Source organism: Corallococcus sp. CA049B (assembly GCF_003611685.1).
In the GTDB taxonomy this organism is placed as follows: domain Bacteria; phylum Myxococcota; class Myxococcia; order Myxococcales; family Myxococcaceae; genus Corallococcus; species Corallococcus coralloides.
Genome location: NZ_RAWC01000170.1, coordinates 1 through 19958, shown reverse-complemented (window position 1 = coordinate 19958; position 19958 = coordinate 1). Strand labels below are relative to the sequence as shown.

Genomic DNA, 19958 nt, shown 5'->3' with positions numbered 1-19958 from the left:
CGCCCAAGGTGGTCCCTGCCTCCGGGGTCCTCCGCCCGGGCGGGTAGGGCTCCACCGCCGCACCCTTCCGCCCGGACGTCCCCGTCCGGGCGGGCTGCCTCTCCAGCCGGCTCCCGGCACCTCCCAACACCTTGGAATCCTTGATGCCTCCTGCCTGGGGAGCAGGTGGACGTGCGTCCCGGGCACCCCCGGCCGTTTAGTGGCCCGGGGAATGTCAGTGGTGGATGCTATGGGCTGAAGGACCTGTCGGGGCGTGTGGCCTCGCAGGTTTGTTCCTGGCCCTAGAGGGGTCAGGTATCGGGAGGAACCATGGCTGGAGGCGTGAACAAGGTCATTCTCATCGGCAACCTCGGGGCGGACCCCGAAGTGCGCTTCACCCCGGGCGGTCAGGCCGTGGCGAACTTCCGCATCGCGACGAGCGAGAGCTGGAACGACAAGAACGGCCAGAAGCAGGAGCGCACCGAGTGGCACCGCATCGTCGTCTGGGGAAAGCTCGCGGAGCTGTGCGGCGAGTACCTCAAGAAGGGACGGCAGTGCTTCGTCGAAGGCCGTCTGCAGACGCGCGAGTGGATGGATAAGGAGAACAAGAAGAACTACACCACCGAGGTCGTCGCCACCTCCGTCACCTTCCTCGGCGGCCGTGACGCCGGTGAGGGCTACAGCGGCGGCGGTGGCGGTGGGCGCCGGCAGCAGCAGGGCGGCAACGGCGGCTACGGGCAGGGGCGTGACGACTACGGCCAGCCGCCGCCTCCCATGGATGACGGTGGCGGCATGGGCGGCAACCCCGGCGGCACGGACGACGACATCCCGTTCTAACGCCCCGGGGCCCTTCCCCTGAAAAGCGAACCGGCCGCTCCTGGATGTCAGGGGCGGCCGGTCGTGTTTCCGGGCTCAGGAGCACCGGGGCACCGGGGCTTCAAGGCCCCGGCGCTGCTTCCGTCCTGCTTCAGCCGACGTCCATGCCCGCCGGGCCGTACGCCGCGCCCGCCGTGTAGAGCGCGTAGATGGCGCCCCAGGACATGGCCAGCAGGATGAGGAAGATGAGGATGGAGATGGGCTCGAAGCGGCGCATGGAGCGGTCGCTCGCGAGGATGCCCCAGCCCATGCCGAAGGTCTGCAGGCCGTTGGCCAGGTGGTACGCGGTGCCCAGCGTGCCCAGCAGGTAAACCATCAGCGTGGGGCCGTGGTAGTGCATCTCCCGCGCGATATCCATGAAGGGCTCCGCGTGGCCCTCCATCAGGCGCGGCTGCAGGAAGGCCAGCCAGATGTGGGCGCCCAGGAACGCGAGCACGCCCAGGCCCGCCACGCGCTGCACGATGTACTTGAGGTTGCCGTAGTTGTTGTAGGCGAGGTTGTTGGGCTTCATCGTGAAGATGCGCACCAGCCCCCACGCCGTGTGGATGAGCAGCGGCAGCATGACGATGATGAACGTGAACGCCTGGGCGAACGGGTTCGCGTACTCCGTCACCGACTTTTCCCAGGCCGTCGCGCCGTAGAAGGCGGACAGGTTGTCCCACAGATGGTTGATGACCCAGATGCTCAGGGGCACCACTGCGAGGAACGACCCCAGTCGCGACTTCAAGAGGGGCGTCCGGTCGGTGATGGCTTCGGCGGTGGCTTGGGTGCTCATCGAGTCTCCAGCGGGGCGCGCGGACGGGTGGGGTGAGGACCCCCGCGAGCCCAAGTCAGGGCCTGGGTGATACGGCCTTCCAGCGGTTTATAGCCGTTCCGTCACGCGGGCTGGATTTCTTCCGCACCCGCCCGTGCCAGCCGGGGAACACCGACTCATAAGCCCTGGCGATGCCAGCCCCCCGCCCTGACTGCTGGCCGCCAGGCGGGCGTCCCGTTCCAGCCCCTCTTCCGTTGGCGGGCGCGAACGGGTGGGGCACGCTAACCAGCCCTATGACTGATGAGCTTGTCAGTGGATTGTTGAAGGCGTCGGACCTGCGCCTGGTGCTGGCCACCACCGGGGCCCTGTCCCGCCAGGCCCGCGCCACGCACCAGAGCATGCCGGCCTCCGCCGCGCTCCTGTCCCAGGGCCTCACCGCCGCCGCCCTCATGGGGTCGCTCCGCAAGGGCACGGACTCCCGCATCAACCTGCAACTGGAGTGCGACGGCCCCCTGCGCGGCCTCTTCGTGGACGGCGACGCGAACGGCGTGGTGCGCGGCTACGTGAAGAACACCCTGGTGGAGTACACCGGCTCGGAGGGGCGCTATCACTGGCGCCCGGTGCTGGGGAACCAGGGCTTCCTGTCCGTGCTGCGCGACCAGGGCGGCGGCGAGTACTACCGCTCGTCCGTGGAGCTGGAGCACTTCGACCTGGTGGCGGACCTGGAGCGCTACTTCCACCAGTCGGATCAGGTGCCCTCGCACCTGTTGGTGGCGCAGCTGCCCGGCCTGGTGGACGGCCAGGAGGATGCGCTCGCCACCGTGGTGGGCCTGCTCGTGCAGCCCCTGCCCGACGGGGACCGGGACGCCTTCAAGGCGCTGGGCACCCGCCTCAAGGCGCAGTTCCAGACGGCCGTGCAGGCGCACGCACAGGACGGGGCGGCGACACTCCTGCGCTCACTGGTGCCGGAGGCGGACCTGGAGATCATGTCCCGCTATCCGCTGCGCTTCACCTGTTCGTGCAGCCGCGACCGCGTGAAGCTCGCGCTGCTCGCCATGGGCCGCGAGGAGCTGAAGGACCTGCTGGAGAAGGAGGGCCAGGCGGAGGCCACCTGCCAGTTCTGCACGACGCGCTATGTCATCCCCGGCGCGGAGATCCAGCAGATGCTCACCGAGGGCAGCGCCTGACTTGAAGACAGACATCCGCTTCCGCGGCGGATGATTCAGCGCTTCACACCGACCGGGGAGGCAGGCGCGGCGGTTGTGGCGGGGGCGCGGTGCTCGGGATATGACGGGGCCGCACCTCACCCGGAGCTTTCGCCGTGGCCATCAAGCGGGCAGCGCCGCCGAAGTCCCAGGACCAGCGCAACCCTTCCCCGAAGTCTTCCGTGCCCTCCTCCGCCCAGAAGGACGGGGCGGAGAAGCTCGTCTCCATTCCCAATGACATGGTGCTGGCGCCCCAGGTGGAGGCCCCGCGCCAACCCACCGGCCGCGACCAATCCCGGCACAAGTCCACCGGCGTGGTGGAGCTGTCGTGGGCGGAGTTCGACCGGAAGGTGCAGCAGCTGGCGCGCACCATCCGTCAGGCCTGGGAGCCGCAGGCGGTGGTGGGCGTGGCCCACGGCGGCGTGTACGTGGGCGGGGCGCTCGCGGGCGCGCTCGGCTGCAGGTTCTACCCCGTGCGCATCAGCCGCCGCAGCCGCGACAAGGCCGAGCGCACCCAGGAGCGGGGCCAGCCGCAGGTGAGCGAGGAGATGTCCCCGGAGCTCAAGGGCTGCCGCGTGCTCATCGTGGACGACATCGCCTCCAGCGGGGACACGCTGGGGCTGGCCACGGCGCTCGCGAAGAAGGTGGGCGCGAAGGAGATCCGCACCGCGTGTCTCATCGCGCGGCCGGAGGGCTTCACGCCGGACCACGTGGGGCTGTCCACGGACTCGCTCTTCGTCTTCCCGTGGGACTACCAGCCGGTGATGGGCGACGCGCACCTGGACGACGACCCGGACAAGGCCGGGGCCTGAAGTCCAGCCGAAGGGCGTTGACGCGGCGATGATCATCGGGACGGCGGGGCACATCGACCACGGCAAGACGTCCCTCGTGAAGGCGCTGACGGGCACCGACACAGACCGGCTCCCGGAGGAGAAGCGGCGGGGCATCACCCTGGAGCTGGGCTTCGCGCACCTGCCGCTGCCGGACGGACAGGTGGCGGGCGTGGTGGACGTGCCCGGCCACGAGCGCTTCGTGAAGGCCATGGCCGCGGGCGCGGGCGGCGTGGACCTGGCCGTGCTGGTGGTCGCGGCGGACGAAGGCGTCATGCCCCAGACGCGCGAGCACCTGGACATCTGCCGCCTGCTCGGCGTGAAGGCGGGTGTCGTCGCGCTCACCAAGGCGGACCTGCTGGAGGGCCTGGGCGACGACTGGCGCGCGCTGGTGGAGGCGGACCTCGCCGCGCTCACCGCCGGCACCTTCCTGGAGACCGCGCCCGTGGTGCCGGTGTCCTCGCGCACGGGGCAGGGCCTGCCGGAGCTGAAGGCGGCGCTCGCGAGCGCGGGCGCCGCACTGCCACGGCGCCCCGCGGAGGGCCCCGTGTTCCTCCCCGTGGACCGGGCCTTCTCCATCAAGGGCTTCGGCACGGTGGTGACGGGCACGCTGTTGTCCGGCGCGCTGGCGGTGGACGACGCGGTGTCGCTGCTCCCCTCGGTGGCCGGCGCGCGGACAGGCCCCTTCCGCGTCCGCGGCGTGCAGGTGCACGGCCAGCCGGTGGCGCGCGTGGAGGCGGGGCAGCGCGCGGCGGTGAACGTGGCGGACGTGCAGACGGAGGACGTGCACCGGGGCATGGTGCTCACGCGCGCGGGCGAGCTGCCGGAGACGTCCATGCTGGACGTGGAGCTGACGCTGCTGCCCGCCGCGGAAGCCCCGCTGCCCAGGCGCCGCAAGCTGCTGCTGCACCTGGGCACCGCGCAGGTGGAGGCCACGGTGGCGCTGCTGGATTTGGAGTCGCTTTCGCCGGGAGAGACGGGGCTCGCGCAGCTGCGGCTGGAGTCGCCGGTGGGCGCGCTCGTGGGCCAGCGCTTCATCCTGCGCGGCTCGCGCGCGCTGCCGGGACGGGGCGCCACGGTGGCCGGGGGACGGGTGCTCTCCATCACGCCGCCGCGCCGGCGCAAGGGCGCGTCGTCGGTGGTGCGTCCGCTGTTGGAGGCGGACGCGGCCGGGCAGGTGGGGTGGCTCCTCCGGCAGGCGGGCTACGCGGGGCTCACGCAGACGGAGCTGTTCGGCCGCTCGGGGCTTTCGCCCAAGGCGCTCACGCGCACGCTGGAGCTTTCGGGCGCGAAGGGGCAGGTGCTGCTGGTGGACCGCGACCGGCGGCTCTACGTGGCGCAGGACGTGTTCGAGGGCCTGCGCCAGCGCTCGCTCGCGCTGCTCGCCGCGTTCCACGAGCGCGAACCCATGCGCGAGGGCCTGTCCCGCGAGGAGCTCCGTCAGCGGCTCTCCGCCCAACTGGACGTGCGCCTGTTCCAGCGCGTGGTGCAGGCGCTGGTGGACTCCGGCGGCGTGGAGGCGGAGAAGGACCTGGTGCGCCTCAAGGGCCGGGGCCGTACGCTCACGCTGGGCGACGAGGCCGCGCGCACGCGCCTGTCCGCGGAGCTGTCCGCGGCGGGGCTCGCGCCGCCCACCGTCACGGAGCTGTCGCGGAAGCTGGGGCTCGCGCCCGCGAAGCTGCAGGAGCTGTTGAAGGTGCTGGTGTCGTCGGGCACTGGCGTGCGGGTGAGCGAGGAGCTGTGCTTCGACGCGGGCGCGCTGGAGGACCTTCGCGGGCGGCTGGTGACGTATTTGAAGGAGCAGAAGGAGATTTCCACGCAGGGCTTCAAGGAGCTGGTGGGCCAGAGCCGCAAGTTCACCATCCCGCTGTCGGAGTACTTCGACCGGGAGAAGGTGACGCTGCGGGTGGGGGACAAACGGGTGCTGCGTCGCGGATGAGTTCCAAGGCCTACAACGAGCAGGAGGTGCGCGCCCTGGTGGAGCCCTTCGCCCAGCCCATGCTGGTGCTGGAGGGGGAGGGGCGCGTCTGGGTGGCCAACGCCGCCTACGCGCGGCTGTTGGGCCTGCCCCTGGAGCAGGTGGAGGGCCGCTCCATCCTGGACTTCATCCAGCCGGAGGACCGCAGCCGGATGGGGGCCCGCTTCCAGCGGCTGGCCAGCGGCGCGCCGCTGGACGGACGTCCGCACCTGTACAAGGTGCTCAGCGTCCACGGCGTGTCGGGCGAGGTCTTCGCGCAGGCCAGCCCCCTGCGGATGGAGGATGGACGCTTCGCGCTGCTGCTCAGCTGCATGGTGACGGCGGAGCGCCCCCGGGAGCTGGCGGTGGCGGAGCGGCTGGTGGACACGACCGCGGGGCTGGTGTCCGCGCGCTCGGAGGAGGGCGTGCGGCGCGTGGCGCTGGCCGGCCTGGAGGCCGCGGGCTTCCGGGCGCGGCTGTTGCGCTGGGACGGCACGCGGTGGCTGGTGCGCGACGGCGTGTCCCTGCCGGCGGACACGCACCTGGCGCTGGAGGCGCTGTCGGACGGGCGCCCGGTGTTCGGCGGCGCGGACCAGGCGCAGCCCACGCACGCGTACCTGCCGGTGGGCGGGCCCCAGTCGGAGGTGCTCTGGGTGGCGGGCCCGTGGGTGGCGCCCCGGCACGGCTCGGTGCTGACGCTGTTCGCGAAGGTGGTGGGCGCGGCGCTCGCGGACGCCCACCTCCAGGCGGACGGCGCGCGCAGCCGCTGGGAGGTGGAGTCGGTGGCGGAGATGGCGCGCTTCGTGGCGCAGCCCGTGCCCCCGACGCCGGAGACGTTCCTCGCGCGCGTGGCGGAGCTGCTCCAGGCCCGCGCGGTGGCGCTGCACGTCGTCTCCGGACAGGGGCAGGCCCCCCGCCTCTGTGCCCACGTGGGGCTGGAGGAGGGGAGTGACGCGGACGCCGTGCGGGCCACCGGCGTGCTGCTGGCCGCGTCGCTGCGGGAGGACGGGGGCGTGCTGTCCTCGGAGGCGCAGGGGCGCGCGCTGGAGACGCTGTCCCAGGGCCGCCTGGGCAGCGGGACGGCGGCGCGGCTCACCCGCGGCGGTGAGAGCGTGGGCGTGGTGCAGGCGCTGCGCGCGAAGGAGCGCCCCTTCGACGAGCGCGACGCGCGGCTCCTGTCCACGCTCGCGGAGCTGCTGGTGACGCTCCTGGAGCAGCGCCGCCTCCGCGCCGAGTCCGCGCGCCAGCTCACGGAGACGCGCCTGCTGCTGGACCTGGCGCGCACCACGTCCGGCGTGCTGGAGACGGCGAGCATCCTGGACGTCGCGTCCGACTTCCTGGTGCACCTGTTGGACGTGTCCAACTGCTTCATCCTGCTCTACGACGAACAGGCCAAGGTGCTGCGCGGCGCGGCGGCGTCAGCGGCCCACCGCGACCTGTTCCGCACGGTGGTGGTGCCGCTGGACAGCGACGACCTGGCCGCGCGCGTGGCGCTGGAGCGCAAGCCCATCGCGGTGGAGGACCTGACGTCCGCGAGCACCTCCGTGAGCGCGGTGCTCATCGACCGGCTGGGGGAGAAGGCGCTCCTGGGCCTGCCGCTGACGTCGCGCGAGGAGCTCATCGGCGTGGTGCTGGTGGACGACGTGCGCGGCCCGCGCCCCTTTGGCCCGGAGTTGATTGAGCTGGCGGAGGCGACGTGCGGCCAGCTGGCGCTGTCCATCGCCAACGCGCGCCTCTACGAGTCGCTGTGGGCCAGCTACGCGGAGCTGGCCGCCACCCGCGCGGAGATGGTGAAGCGCGAGCGCTTCGCCGCGCTGGGCGAGCTGTCCGCCATCGTCGCCCACGAGGTCCGCAACCCGCTGGGCGTCATCTTCAACGCGGTGGCCACGCTCCGGCGCATCATGAACCCCGGGGGGGACACGGCCATGCTGCTGGACATCGTCGCGGAGGAGAGCGACCGCCTCAACCGCATGGTGGCGGACCTGCTGGACTTCACCCGCCCGCGCAACCCGGTGCTCCAGCCGGAGGACCTCCTGCGCGTGCTCCAGGACGCCTTCGAGGCCGCGCGGGCCCAGGCCCTCACGGAGCGCCCGGTGTACATCTCCGTGGAGGTGGAGCCCGGCCTCTCCACGGTGCCCATGGACCGGCGGCAGATCCGCCAGGCCCTGTTCAACGTGGCCGTCAACGCCATCCAGGCCATGCCCCAGGGCGGCGAGGTCCGGGTGCGCGGGCGCCGGGACACGCATGGAGGCCGGGAGCAGCTGCGCATCGACGTGATGGACCAGGGGCCGGGTATCCCGGCGGAGCTGCTCCACCGCGTCTTCGAACCCTTCTTCACCACCAAGGCCCAGGGCACCGGCCTGGGGCTGGCGGTGGTGAAGCGCATCCTGGAGGAGCACCGCGGCGAAATCGCCGTGGAGAGCGCCCCCGGACGCGGAACCACCTTCACCTTCTGGCTGCCGCTCACGCAGCCCCAGTCCCTCTCATGACCGACGCGACCACTCCGGTTCCCCGAGGCCGCATCCTCGTGGTGGACGACCAGCGCAACATGCGCGCCACCACCGCCCTGCTCCTGCGCGCGGAGGGCTACACCGTCAAAGAAGCCGCCACCGGCGAGGAGGCCCTGGGCATGCTCGCGCAGGAGCGCGTGGACCTGCTCCTCACGGACCTGAAGATGGAGCCCATGGACGGGCTCACGCTGCTCAAGCGCGCGCTGGAGGTGGCCTCGCGCCTCCAGGTCATCATGATGACGGCCTTCGGCTCCATTGACAGCGCGGTGGAGGCCATGCGCCTGGGGGCCTACGACTACGTCACCAAGCCCTTCAAGGAAGGCGAGCTGCGCTACCGCGTGGAGCGCGCCCTGGAGCGCGCCAGGCTCCAGGCGGCGGTGGACAACCTGGCCACGGAGTTCAACGAGCGCCACGGCCTGTCCGCGCTGGTGGGCCGCAGCCAGGCCATGCGCGAGCTCACCACGCGCCTGTTGCGCGTGGCCCAGAGCGACGCCACCGTCCTCATCCAGGGCGAGAGCGGCACGGGCAAGGAGCTGGTGGCCCGCGCCCTCCACGCGCACAGCCGCCGCAGCAGGCAGCCCTTCGTGCCCGTCAACTGCGCGGCCATCAGCGAGACGCTGCTGGAGAGCGAGCTCTTCGGCCACGCCAAGGGCGCCTTCACCGGCGCGGTGAAGACGCGCCGGGGCCTCTTCGAGGAGGCGGACAACGGCACGCTCTTCATCGACGAGGTGACGGAGACGAGCCCCACCTTCCAGTCCAAGCTCCTGCGCACGCTCCAGGACGGCGAGGTGCGCCGCGTGGGCGAGTCCACCGCGCTGCGCGTGGACGTCCGCATCGCCGCGGCCACCAACCGCGACATCGAGCTGGAGGTGAAGGAGAAGCGCTTCCGCCAGGACCTCTACTACCGCCTCAACGTGGTGCTCCTGCGCGTGCCCCCGCTGCGCGAGCGCCTGGAGGACGTGCCCGCGCTCGCGCAGCACTTCCTGGACCGCGCCAACGCCCGCAGCCCCCGGACCCGGCGCCTGTCCGCCACTGCCGTGGAGCACCTGATGACCTACAGCTTCCCCGGCAACGTGCGCGAGCTGGAGAACCTGGTGGAGCAGGCCGCCGCGCTCGCCGAGGGGGACGAGCTGCTCCCCGAGGACTTCCCGCTGCGCCCCCAGGGCCGCGTGCTCGCCGCCACCACCGCCATGCCCCTGCCCGAGGCCACCGGCCTGCCCCCCACCGACATCGCGCGGCCCACGAGCGCGGAGGCCGGAGGCCCCACGCTGGCGGCGGTGGTGGAGGACGCGGAGCGCCGGGCCATCGTCCAGGCCCTGGAGCGCCACGGCGTGGACCTGGCCCGCGTGGCGGACGAGCTGGGCGTCTCCTCCACCACGCTGTGGCGGAAGATGAAGCGTCTCAACCTGCGGCCCCCCGCCGGTGCCCGCGAATAGCCTGCCAGCGAACTCGCACCCGCCTCCCGGTGCGAGTTCAGATCCGAAATCAGCCCCGTTCAGGGATGAAAAAACCAACCTCCTGAATTCGTTGACTGTTTTCATCCCTGAAACGCGATTTCAGGGCTGCAATGGAGAAGGGCGGGGGTGGGAGTGTTGCCCGGTCGTCCAAGTGCCTGAGAACTCTAGAGTTCCGTTCCAAACGGGCGCTGGCATGGCGCCTGCTAAAGGGTTAGCTCGGGACGCATCGAAGCGAGGCTGAAAGTGGTTCCCCCCCACCCTTTCAGCACTTCCGGTGCGTTACCTTGAGAAGACCCGCGGCCCGACACCCTCACGGGTGCCGGGCCGCCTTCTTTTCCGCTCCCCGCATCGTCCTCGGCGTCGCAGCCGCCCGCGTGACGCGGCGCGGAGCCATTTCACTTCTGCAATGCCCCGCGGCCATGACGCCGTGAGCCATGCCCGCAACGACAACGCCCGCCAGGGCCAGGGGCCGAGGCGGGCGTCGGGTGCCGCGAGCTGCCGGCGGAAGGCTACTGACCGAACAGCGTGCCGGCCTGGGCCAGCCAGTCGGTGACGTGGCCGGGGAGGATGCCCAGCAGCACCACGGCGACGGTGGCGATGACGAGCGCGGCCTCCGTGCCCCAGTTGCGCTCCAGCGGCTGCGCGCCTTCAGGGACGGGGTGCATGAACATGTAGACCACGACGCGCAGGTAGTAATACGCGCCCGCCGCGCTGCTGAGCACCGCGACCACCGTGAGGCCCACGAGGCCCACGTCGATGGCGGCCTGGAAGATGAGCAGCTTGCTCATGAAGCCCACGGTGGGGGGGATGCCGCCCAGGGACAGCATGAAGGCCGCCATGGCGAACGCCCAACCCGGACGGCGCTGCGCGAGGCCCGCGAAGCGCTCCAGGTCCCACGCGGTTCCCTTCTCCTCGTCCTCGCGGCGCTCCAGCGCGGAGACCATGGCGAAGGCGCCCGCCGCGCTGAAGGTGTACGCCAGCAGGTAGTAGAGGATGCCGCGCAGCGCGTCCGAGCGCGCCACGTCCAGCGGCGTGCCACCGGACAGCGAGGACGCGGACAGCAGGCGGAAGCTCTCACCCGGGGCCGCGACGAACAGCGCCGCCACGCCCAGCAGCAGGTAGCCCGCGTGCGCGATGGAGGAGTACGCCAGCATGCGCTTCACGTTGCGCTGCGGAATCGCCATCAGGTTGCCGGCGATCATCGTGAGCAGCGCCAGCGTGGCGAAGAGCATCAGCGGCAGCTTGGGGTCCATGCCCTTGCCCACCGTGACGAACACGCGCACCAGCGACGCGAACGCCGCCGCCTTCACGCCCGCGCTCATGAGGGCCGTCACCGGGGTGGGGGCGCCCTCGTACACGTCCGGCGTCCACATGTGGAACGGCACGGCCGCCACCTTGAACGCGAAGCCCGCGGCGATGAGCACCGCGCCCACGTACACGAGCGCCGGCGTCGTCTGGATGGCCTGCGCCAGTGGCCCCGCGATGTCGTTGAGCTTCGTCGTGCCCGTGGCGCCGTACAGCAGCGCCGTGCCGTACAGCAGGATGGCGGACGAGAAGGCGCCCAGGATGAAGTACTTGAAGCCCGCCTCGCTGGGGCGCGTGCCGCGGCGCAGGTACGCCGTCAGCGCGTACGTCGCGATGGAGAGCACCTCGATGTTGACGAAGATGGTGATGAACTCCGACGACATCGCCAGCAGGCTCATGCCCGCGGAGGCGAAGAGCATCAGCGCGTAGAACTCACCGCGCTCCGCTCCGCGCTTGCGCAGGAAGCCCACCGCGCTCAGCGCCGCCAGCCCCAGGCCCACGCTCACCACCAGGGTGAGGAAGCTGGAGAAGGGGTCCAGCACGCCGAAGCCGAGGAACACCTCCTGCGGCGGCTCGAACATCAGGCCCACGGCCACGGCGCCGCTGGCCACCGCCGCCACGACGGTGAGCACCGCCTGGTAGCCGCGGGACGCCGTCGCGGAGAGGAACACCTCCGACAACAGCAGGACGGAGGCCGCCACCACCATGATGATGGCGGGCAGCATGGGGAGGAAATCCGCCAGGGTGAGATTTGGCAGGTTCATGGAGTCTTTCGGGGCCTACTCGCGGACGGCGAGCGGCGCGGCGGGAACGGAGGGGCGGGCCGCGGCGGCGGTGGAGGGCAGGGACATCACCTCCACGCGCAGCTGGTCGTCCTTCGCCTGGGTGGCGCCCGGAGCGCCCACGCTGGCGCGCGCCACGTAGCGGTCCGTGGACGGAGCGATGCGGTCCAGGAAGGGCTGCGGCATCAGGCCCATCACCGCCACCAGCACGATGAAGGGGGCCGTGGTGAGCATCTCGCGCAGGTTCATGTCGCGCAGGTGCTGGTTCTCCCGGTGCGTGATGCTGCCGAAGAACACCTTCTGCACCATCCACAGCATGTACGCCGCGCCCAGGATGACGCCCAGCGTGGCGAACGCGCCGAAGCCCAGGGGCAGGGTGCTCTTGAACGTGCCCATCAGCACCAGGAACTCGCCGATGAAGCCGTTGGTGCCCGGCACCGCCACCGACGAGAAGGTGATGATGACGAACGCCGCGGTGAACACCGGCATCACCTTGGCGATGCCGCCGTAGTCCGACATCAGGCGCGTGTGGCGGCGCTCGTAGAGGAAGCCGAACAGGAGGAACAGCGCGCCCGTGGAGATGCCGTGGTTGAGCATCTGGTACGCGCTGCCCGTGGCGCCCTCACCGGTGACGGCGAGCAGGCCCAGCATGCAGTAGCCCAGGTGGCTGACGGACGAGTACGCGATGAGCTTCTTGATGTCCCGCTGCGCCAGGCACATCAGCGCGCCGTACACGATGCCAATCACGGCCAGCACCGCGAGGAACGGACGGGCCGCGTGCGCCGCCACGGGGAAGAGCGGGATCGCGAAGCGCCAGAAGCCGTAGGTGCCCATCTTCAGCATCACGCCGGCCAGGATCATGGAGCCCGCCACCGGCGCCTGCACGTGCGCGTCCGGCAACCAGGTGTGCACCGGCCACATGGGGACCTTGATGGCGAACGCCAGCGCGAACGCGGCGAACATCCACGGCCCATAGGTGTGCAGCGTGGCGGCCAGGCCCGTGAGGCCCGCGCACGCGCCCTCCGGCCCGCTGGCGCACGCGGCCAGCTGCTGATTGGCGGCGAGCAGGTTGTTGTAGAGCGTGCCGTAGTCGAACGAGCGCACGCCCGGGCCGCCGCTGATGAAGTACACGGCCACGATGGCCACCAGCATCAGCAGCGAGCCGACCAGCGTGTAGAGGAAGAACTTCACCGCCGCCATGCGGCGGTCCTCGGCGCCCCACACCCCCACCATCAGGTACATGGGGATGAGCATGGCCTCGAAGAAGATGTAGAAGAGCAGGACGTCCATGGACGCCAGCGCGCCCAGCATCGTCGTCTGGAGCACCAGCAGCGCCAGGTGGAACTCCTTGATGCGGTGCTGGATGTACGTGGTGGAGGCGAGCACCACCAGCGGGCCCAGGAACACCGTCAGGAGCAGCAGGCTCACGGCCAGGCCGTCCACGCCCAGGTGGTAGCTCATCCCGAACTGCTGGAACCACGGGACGCGGTACTCCATCTGGAACTCGGCGCCGGACGGGTCGAAGCGGAAGTACGCCCAGACGCCGAACACCAGGTCCAGCAGCATGCCCACGAAGGTGATGGTGCGGACCTGCCCGTGTTCAGACGCGGGCAGCGCGAGCACCAGCGCCGCGAACACGAGCGGCAGGTAGATGACGACGTTCAACAGGTGGGTGTCGAAGAAGCTCATGAAAGCACCTGCACGAGGGCGTAGACCGCGCCGCCCAGGATGGCGAGCGCCATGATGGCGGCGTAGGCCTGCGCGTCACCCGTCTGGAGCCGGCGCAGCCCGAGGCCCACCTTCTCCGTGACGTACGCGGTGCCACGCACCAGCACCGTGTCGATGACGAGCGCGTCCACCACGCGGAAGAGGATGAAGGCCACGAACTTCACCGGCCGGATGATGGTGAACTCGTAGAGCTCATCCACGTAGAACTTGTTGAGCGCCGTGCGGCGCACCGCGCGGGCGAACGCCGGCACCGGCTGGCCCACGCGCGAGGGGAAGAACTTCAGGTAGGCGAACGCCGCGGCCGCGCCGCCGGCCAGCGCCCACATCCACGCGAAGGCGTAGTCCCCGACGCCAGGCACGCTGGTGTCCAGCTGCACCGTCTTGGCCACGCGGGCCACCGTCTCCGCCGGGCGCAGCACGGGGGACAGGAAGTTCTCGAACACCGGCTGCGTCCCGCCGCCCGTGCGGGGCATCAGGGGCAGGGCGTAGACGAACGTGATGAAGGCCAGGAACGCCAGGATGACCAGCGGCAGCGTCATGTGCCACGCGCTCTCATGGGCGTGCGCCAGCTTCGCCTCCGGGGACCGCTTGCCCGTGAAGGTCAGCAGGTAGACGCGCGACATGTAGAACGCCGTGGACGCGGTGATGAGCAGGCCCAGCGCGTAGACGAAGCCGGACACCCACTCCAGGCCGTGCAGGTGGTTGTGGTGCACGCCGTGGAAGATGGCGTCCTTGGAGAAGAAGCCGGACATGATGGGGAAGATGCCCGTGATGGCCAGCGTGGAGATGAGGAACGTGGCGTGCGTCCACTTCATCTCCTTCCACAGGCCGCCCAGCTTCTTGATGTCCGTCTCGTCCCCGTTGCCGTGCATCACGCTGCCGGCGCCCAGGAAGAGGCAGGCCTTGAAGAACGCGTGCGTCATCAGGTGCATGGCGGCGGCCCAGAAGACGCCCATGCCCACGCCCATGAACATGATGCCCAGCTGGGACACCGTGGAGTAGGCGAGCACCTTCTTGATGTCGTCCTGCGCGAACGCGATGAGCGCCGCCAGGAGCGACGTGAGCGCGCCCACGATGGCGATGGTCGCCATGGCGGTGGGGGACAGCACGAGCAGCGCGCTCATGCGGCAGAACAGGTACACGCCCGCGGTCACCATCGTGGCGGCGTGGATGAGCGCGGAGACCGGCGTCGGGCCGGCCATCGCGTCCGGCAGCCAGACGTAGAGCGGCAGCTGCGCGCTCTTGCCCGCGGCGCCCAGGAGGAACAGCAGCATGATGGACGTCATCACGCCGCCGAAGGTGTAGCCCGCCAGCGGCCCGGACTCGATGGGCGTGGCCAGGGACACCGCGCCGCCCGTGCCTTCCGGCAGGGCCAGGGCCAGCTTCTCCAGGCCCTTGAAGGTGACGGGGCCCTTCTGGGAGATGCCCTGCTCGTAGCGGGCGCGCGACGTGGACGCCGCGTTGTAGTCCCGCGCGTCCGCCTGGCGGTTGAAGGCGCCCACCGTGAGGATGAGCAGGAACGTGGCGATGAGGAACGCGAAGTCACCGATGCGGTTGGTGACGAACGCCTTGCGGCCCGCCCACGCCTTCGCGCTGTCCGTGTACCAGAAGCCGATGAGCAGGTAGCTGGCCATACCGACGCCCTCCCAGCCCACGAAGAGCAGGACCAGGTTGTCGGCCATCACCAGCGTGAGCATCGCGGCGACGAAGAGGTTCAGGTACGCGAAGAAGCGCCAGTACCCATCGTCGTGCTCCATGTAGCTGGTGGAGTACAGGTGGATGAGGAAGCCGACGCCCGTGATGATGAGCAGCAGGATGCCCGACAGGTGGTCCACCAGCAGGCCGAAGTTCACCCGGAAGTCACCGGCGGCGAACCACGTCCCGTAGTCGTACGCGATGGCGTAGCGGATGGTGTCCCGCTCGATGCCGAACGGGTTGGCCATGCTCACCACGCGCCCGCCGGCCGCGTCGCTGGTGGCCCAGAAGGCCAGCAGGCTCAGCACGAAGGCGCCGGCGATGGCGGAGCACGCCACCAGGTGCACGTTCGCCCGGCCCAGCCACTTGCCGAACACGCCGCACACGAACGCGCCCAGCAGCGGCAGCAGGATGATCAACCCCAGCGAGGGCGAAAACACCTCCGGGGGGATGGGTGCGGTTCTGAAGAACTCGACGAGGGATCCGTCCATGGGTGTGCTCAGGGGTGACGGGGCGTTAGTGCTTCATCGTCCGGATGTCGTCGACGTTCACGGACCCGCGGCTGCGGAAGACCGCGATGACGATGGCCAGACCGATGGCCGCTTCCGCGGCCGCCACGGCGATGACGAAGAAGGCGGACACGTGGCCGGTGCCTTCGCCGTGCATGCGCGCGAAGGCCAGGAACGTGAGGTTGACCGCGTTGAGCATCAGCTCCACGCACATGAAGACGACCAGCGCGTTGGTGCGCACCAGCACGCCGAACATGCCCATGCAGAAGAGGGCCGCGGCCAGCAGGAGATAGTAGGTGATGGGGACCATTGGGTTGTCCGGAAGGTCGCGAGGGTCAGATGCGGGACTTGGCCACCACCACCGCGCCCACCATGGCCACCAGCAGGAGCAGGCTGACCGCTTCGAAGGGCAGCAGCCAGGTGGTGAAGATGGTCTCGCCGATGGCCGCCATGGTGCCGAACGCCGCCTGGCCCTTCGCGTCCAGCTGCGCGGGCTGCGCGTCCATCCGGCCCAGCGTCACGGCCAGCACGGCCAGCAGGCCCACCGCGGAGGCGCCACCCAGGAGCCGCGTCGCCGTGGGCTTGCCGCGGTGGGGGGCGTCACCCAGGTTGAGCAGCATGATGACGAACAGGAAGAGCACCATGATGGCGCCCGCGTACACGAGCACCTGCACGGCGGCCACCGTGTGCGCCCAGAGCAGCACGTAGATGCCGGCCAGGAAGAAGAACGTCGACACCAGGGCCATGGCGGAGTTGATGGGGCTCCGCGCGGTGATGACCAGCCCCGCCGACAGCAGCGTCATGACGGCGAAGACGCCGAAGAGGACCAATTCGATGTTCAAGACCAGTCTCCGAAGGAACCCCAGGGGTGGTCACCGTACGGGCAGCGGTGCTCCCGTACGTGAGCCTCGAACTCGTCCCGGAACCGCATGAGGAAGGAGTGCGTGGGCAGCGCCGCCGCGTCACCCAGCGCGCAGATGGTGTTGCCCAGGCCGATGGGGGGGTAGGGCGCGATGGAGGAGGCGACGTTCGACAGCATGTCGATGTCGCTCATCTCCGCGCGGCCTTCCTCGATCTTGCGCAGGAGGCGCGTCTGCCACGGCGTGCCCTCGCGGCACGGGGTGCACTGGCCGCAGGACTCCTCCGCGTAGAAGCGGGCCACGCGCCAGAGGCTGCGCACCATGCAGGTGGCGTCGTCCATCACGATGACGCCGCCGGAGCCGGCCATCGTCTGCTTCATCTTCAGCGCCTCGAACTCCAGCGCCACGTCCAGCTCGTCCGCGCCCAGCACCGGCGCCGAGGAGCCGCCCGGGATGACCGCCTTGACCTTGCGGCCCTTGGGCATGCCCTGGCCGTACTTGTCGTCGTGGATCAGCTCCAGGATGGTGGTGTGCATCCCCACCTCGTAGACGCCGGGGCGGTTCACGGAGCCGGACAGGCACACCAGGTGCGTGCCGCCCGACTTCTCCGTGCCCAGCTTCGCGTACCAGTCCGCGCCCTTGGCGAGGATGGGGGGCACGCTGGCGAGCGTCTCCACGTTGTTCACCACCGTGGGGCAGCCGAAGAGGCCCACCACCGCGGGGAAGGGGGGCTTCAGGCGGGGCCAGCCCTTCTTGCCCTCCAGGGACTCCAGGAGCGCCGTCTCCTCGCCGCAGATGTACGCGCCCGCGCCACGGACCAGGAAGCAGTCGAGCGCGAAGCCGTCCTTGCCCATCAGCGACTTGCCGAAGATGCCGGCCTTGTAGGCTTCGTCGATGGCCGCCTGGGTGCGCTCCGCCTGGAACTTGAACTCGCCGCGCAGGTACACGTAGCAGGTGTGCACGCCCAGCGCGTACGCCGCGATGGCGATGCCCTCCAGCATCATGTGCGGGTCGTTCTCCAGGATGTAGCGGTCCTTGAAGGTGCCCGGCTCGGACTCGTCGCCGTTGACGGCCAGGTACTTGGGCTTGGGGCTGTCCTTGGGGACGAAGCTCCACTTCATGCCCGTGGGGAAGCCCGCGCCGCCGCGGCCTCGGAGGTTGGACTTCTTCACCTCGTCGATGATGGCGGCGGGCTCCATCGTGAGCGCGCGCTTGAGCCCGTCATAGCCGCCGCGCGAGCGGTAGCTGTCCAGGGTCCAGGACTGGGGCTTGCCCCAGGCCGCCGAGATGACGGCTTCGACCGTCTTTGCCGTAGAGGCCATGGATGAACGTCCTAGGAAAGCGAAGGGGAGGAGGGGCGACTCACGACAGCCGGGCCAGGATGGCGTCCAGCTTCGCCTGGGTCAGGCTCTCGTGGTGATCCTCGTTGATCTGCAGGCAGGGCGCCGTCCCGCAGGACGCCAGGCACTCCGTCTCGCGCAGGGTGAACTTGTCGTTCGTCTCCCCGGCGGTCAGGCCCAGCTTCTGCTCCAGGTACGCGAGCATCTTCTCCGCGCCCCACAGCGAGCAGGACAGGTTCGTGCAGACGTCGATGACGTACTTGCCCGGCTTCTTGAGGTGGTACATCACGTAGAAGCTGGCGACCTCGTAGGCGCGCTCCGGCGTGACTTCCAGGCTCTTCGCCACCAGCCGCAGACCATCAGGAGGCAACCACCCCTTGATGTCCTGCAGCAGGCGCAGCGCGGGAAGCATGCCGGCGCTTTTGCGATCAGAGGGGTAGTGCGAGAGGATTTCCGCGATCCCCGCGTCGAACTTCTTCTGCTCTTCAGGAGTGAACAGGGGCTCCGCCATGGCGGGCCGGTACGTATTGCTCCAACGGCTTCGTTGTCAACATAAACCCTCGGCGGTAGACTGGGCCGCCCTCAGCAAATTACCGAGCGATTTCAACCCCTTGTTATGAGCCTGGACCCTGCGGACCAGCGGCAGCACCCTCGTATCCCCACCATCCTCCGGGTGGACTACGCCCATGGCCGCCCGCTCCGGGACGTGACGGAAAACCTCTCCGCCGGAGGGTTCTTCGTCCAGACGGAGCAGCTCTTCGCGGTGGGGGACGAGCTGCGGCTTGCTCTTTCTTTCCCGGGACTGCTGGATCCGGTAGAAGTCGGCGGGACGGTGGCGTGGGTGCGCATCGCCGCGCCCGATCAGCCGGGCGGCGTGGGCATCCGTGTGGAGAGCGAGCAGGACCGGCGGCGACTGGGTGACATCTTGAGTGCGGCGGGACCCAACGACAGCGCGGTGACCCCCTCGGAGCAGGACGGGTTCCGTGTGCTCATCGTCGAGGACAACCCGCACATCATCGAGATGTACAGCTACGTGCTGAAGAAGCTCGCGAGCAACGATCTGCACGGGAAGGTGCCGCTGGAGGTCCACTTCGCCCCGGACGGGCACCACGCCCTGCTGCGGCTGCGCGAGGACCGCTTCAGCCTGGTGATGCTGGACCTCTACATGCCGGTGATGGACGGCTTCGCCCTGGTGGAGCGCATCCGGGAGGAGGAGGAGCTCAAGGGCATCCCGGTCATCGCGATCTCCGCGGGTGGCAAGGAGGCCCAGGAGCGGGCGATGCAGCTGGGGGTGGACATCTACCTGCGCAAGCCCGTGCGGTTCGTGGAAGTGCTGGAGACGGTGAAGCAGCTCCTGCGCATCCGGTAGGCCCCCGGCTTTCTTCGACGCGGCAGACGTTGAAGCGCCGGGCGGGTGCCGCGTAGAGTCCGCGCACCCATGACGAAGCCCGCAATCCATCGTGACACCGTCAGTGGCGAGGCGCTGCTCATCCTGCAGAATCTGCGGGAGAACGGCCGCCTGGGACGCTCGAACAAGCTGGCCGACGTGAAGGCCGCCCTCGAGCCGTCCGTCTCGCTGGAGTTCGACAGCTACTTCTTCTTCCTGCGCAAGTTCCACTACATCGCCATGGACCGCGAGGCCCAGCTGAAGCTCACCGAACAGGGTGAGCGGGTGGTGGAGGGGGACCTGCAGGACCGGTTCGCGTCGGAGGTCGACGACTTCTTCGCGGATCAGCTCCTGCCGACGGAGGACGCCACGCACATCGGCCGTCCGCTGGACGAGGACGAACCGATGAGCGTCCCGCCGCCGCCGCCGGAGCTGCTCCTGGACGAGGCGGAGGTGGACCCGTCCTCCGCGGCCGGGGCCTCCGCCCAGTCCCAGGTGGGGCCGCCGCCGGTGCCGCCGTCGCGCACGCACCGCGTGGCCATGCCGGCGCTGGACCTGGGGCAGGTCGCGACCCAGATGCAGGCCGCCGCGCCGCCGCCCATCGCGACGCCGCAGCCCCAGCCGGCGGTGCGCCAGGAGGGCCCGGCGGAAGGACGCCGGGAGACCTTCATCGGGCTGCCGCCGGCGCCCGCGCCCCAGTCCGTCGTGGTGACCGCGCCGGTTCCCAGCGCGTCCCAGCCGCTCATCATCACCCCTCCGCTCGCCGCCGCGCCCGCTCCGATGC

General features: G+C 70.2%; 15 protein-coding genes and 1 pseudogene. 8 read left to right on the top strand and 8 right to left on the bottom strand.

Annotated features, from left to right (window positions below; genetic code table 11):
- Positions 1–309: 309 nt before the first annotated feature.
- Positions 310–816, top strand: coding sequence for a single-stranded DNA-binding protein (locus D7W82_RS28810; RefSeq protein WP_120621411.1), 507 nt, complete (start codon positions 310–312; stop codon positions 814–816).
- Between the two features lie 130 nt (positions 817–946).
- Here D7W82_RS28810 and D7W82_RS28805 read toward each other — a convergent pair whose 3' ends face one another.
- Complete coding sequence (locus D7W82_RS28805; RefSeq protein WP_120621410.1) at positions 947–1630, bottom strand: succinate dehydrogenase; 684 nt, start codon at positions 1628–1630, stop codon at positions 947–949.
- A 272-nt stretch (positions 1631–1902) separates the two neighbouring features.
- On the opposite strand from D7W82_RS28805, the gene D7W82_RS28800 reads away from it, so the two are divergent.
- The 5 genes from D7W82_RS28800 (at position 1903) to D7W82_RS28780 (ending at position 9547) form a co-directional block, all read left to right on the top strand.
- Positions 1903–2796: an Hsp33 family molecular chaperone HslO gene (locus D7W82_RS28800; RefSeq protein WP_120621409.1), complete on the top strand. Its 894-nt coding sequence runs from the start codon at positions 1903–1905 to the stop codon at positions 2794–2796.
- Positions 2797–2930: 134 nt separating this feature from the next.
- The gene (locus D7W82_RS28795) at positions 2931–3626 is read left to right on the top strand and encodes a phosphoribosyltransferase (protein WP_120621408.1); all 696 of its coding nucleotides are present in this window, start codon (positions 2931–2933) and stop codon (positions 3624–3626) included.
- Between the two features lie 28 nt (positions 3627–3654).
- Positions 3655–5583, top strand: coding sequence for a selenocysteine-specific translation elongation factor (gene selB, locus D7W82_RS28790; RefSeq protein WP_120621407.1), 1929 nt, complete (start codon positions 3655–3657; stop codon positions 5581–5583).
- The gene (locus D7W82_RS28785; protein ID WP_120621406.1) at positions 5580–8090 is read left to right on the top strand and encodes an ATP-binding protein; all 2511 of its coding nucleotides are present in this window, start codon (positions 5580–5582) and stop codon (positions 8088–8090) included. The genes selB and D7W82_RS28785 overlap by 4 nt, the downstream gene beginning before the upstream one ends.
- The gene (locus tag D7W82_RS28780; RefSeq protein ID WP_120621405.1) at positions 8087–9547 is read left to right on the top strand and encodes a sigma-54 dependent transcriptional regulator; all 1461 of its coding nucleotides are present in this window, start codon (positions 8087–8089) and stop codon (positions 9545–9547) included. Before D7W82_RS28785 ends, D7W82_RS28780 begins: the two co-directional genes overlap by 4 nt.
- A 530-nt stretch (positions 9548–10077) precedes the next feature.
- Here the strand turns inward: D7W82_RS28780 and D7W82_RS28775 are convergent.
- From D7W82_RS28775 to nuoE, 7 genes are read right to left on the bottom strand one after another with little or no spacing between them, the layout of a single operon-like run.
- Positions 10078–11637 (bottom strand): NADH-quinone oxidoreductase subunit N, encoded by a 1560-nt coding sequence (locus tag D7W82_RS28775; RefSeq protein ID WP_120621404.1) that lies wholly within the window; start codon positions 11635–11637, stop codon positions 10078–10080.
- A 15-nt stretch (positions 11638–11652) separates the two neighbouring features.
- The gene (locus D7W82_RS28770) at positions 11653–13344 is read right to left on the bottom strand and encodes a NuoM family protein (protein ID WP_120621403.1); all 1692 of its coding nucleotides are present in this window, start codon (positions 13342–13344) and stop codon (positions 11653–11655) included.
- Positions 13341–15569, bottom strand: coding sequence for an NADH-quinone oxidoreductase subunit L (gene nuoL, locus D7W82_RS28765; protein WP_120621402.1), 2229 nt, complete (start codon positions 15567–15569; stop codon positions 13341–13343). Before nuoL ends, D7W82_RS28770 begins: the two co-directional genes overlap by 4 nt.
- Positions 15570–15594: 25 nt before the next feature.
- A complete protein-coding gene (gene nuoK / locus D7W82_RS28760; protein WP_120527355.1) occupies positions 15595–15897 on the bottom strand; it encodes an NADH-quinone oxidoreductase subunit NuoK in 303 nt (100 codons plus the stop codon).
- Positions 15898–15922: 25 nt separating this feature from the next.
- Positions 15923–16429 (bottom strand): NADH-quinone oxidoreductase subunit J, encoded by a 507-nt coding sequence (locus D7W82_RS28755; protein ID WP_120621401.1) that lies wholly within the window; start codon positions 16427–16429, stop codon positions 15923–15925.
- The gene (gene nuoF / locus D7W82_RS28750; protein WP_120621400.1) at positions 16426–17769 is read right to left on the bottom strand and encodes an NADH-quinone oxidoreductase subunit NuoF; all 1344 of its coding nucleotides are present in this window, start codon (positions 17767–17769) and stop codon (positions 16426–16428) included. Before nuoF ends, D7W82_RS28755 begins: the two co-directional genes overlap by 4 nt.
- A gap of 40 nt (positions 17770–17809) precedes the next feature.
- Positions 17810–18298, bottom strand: a complete 489-nt coding sequence (gene nuoE / locus D7W82_RS28745; protein WP_120621399.1) for an NAD(P)H-dependent oxidoreductase subunit E — start codon at positions 18296–18298, stop codon at positions 17810–17812.
- A gap of 105 nt (positions 18299–18403) precedes the next feature.
- On the opposite strand from nuoE, the gene D7W82_RS28740 reads away from it, so the two are divergent.
- Both D7W82_RS28740 and D7W82_RS28735 read left to right on the top strand, forming a co-directional pair.
- Positions 18404–19156, top strand: a complete 753-nt coding sequence (locus D7W82_RS28740; RefSeq protein WP_120621398.1) for a TIGR02266 family protein — start codon at positions 18404–18406, stop codon at positions 19154–19156.
- A 69-nt stretch (positions 19157–19225) separates the two neighbouring features.
- Positions 19226–19958 (top strand): annotated as a pseudogene (locus D7W82_RS28735) (serine/threonine protein kinase); the annotation flags it as partial.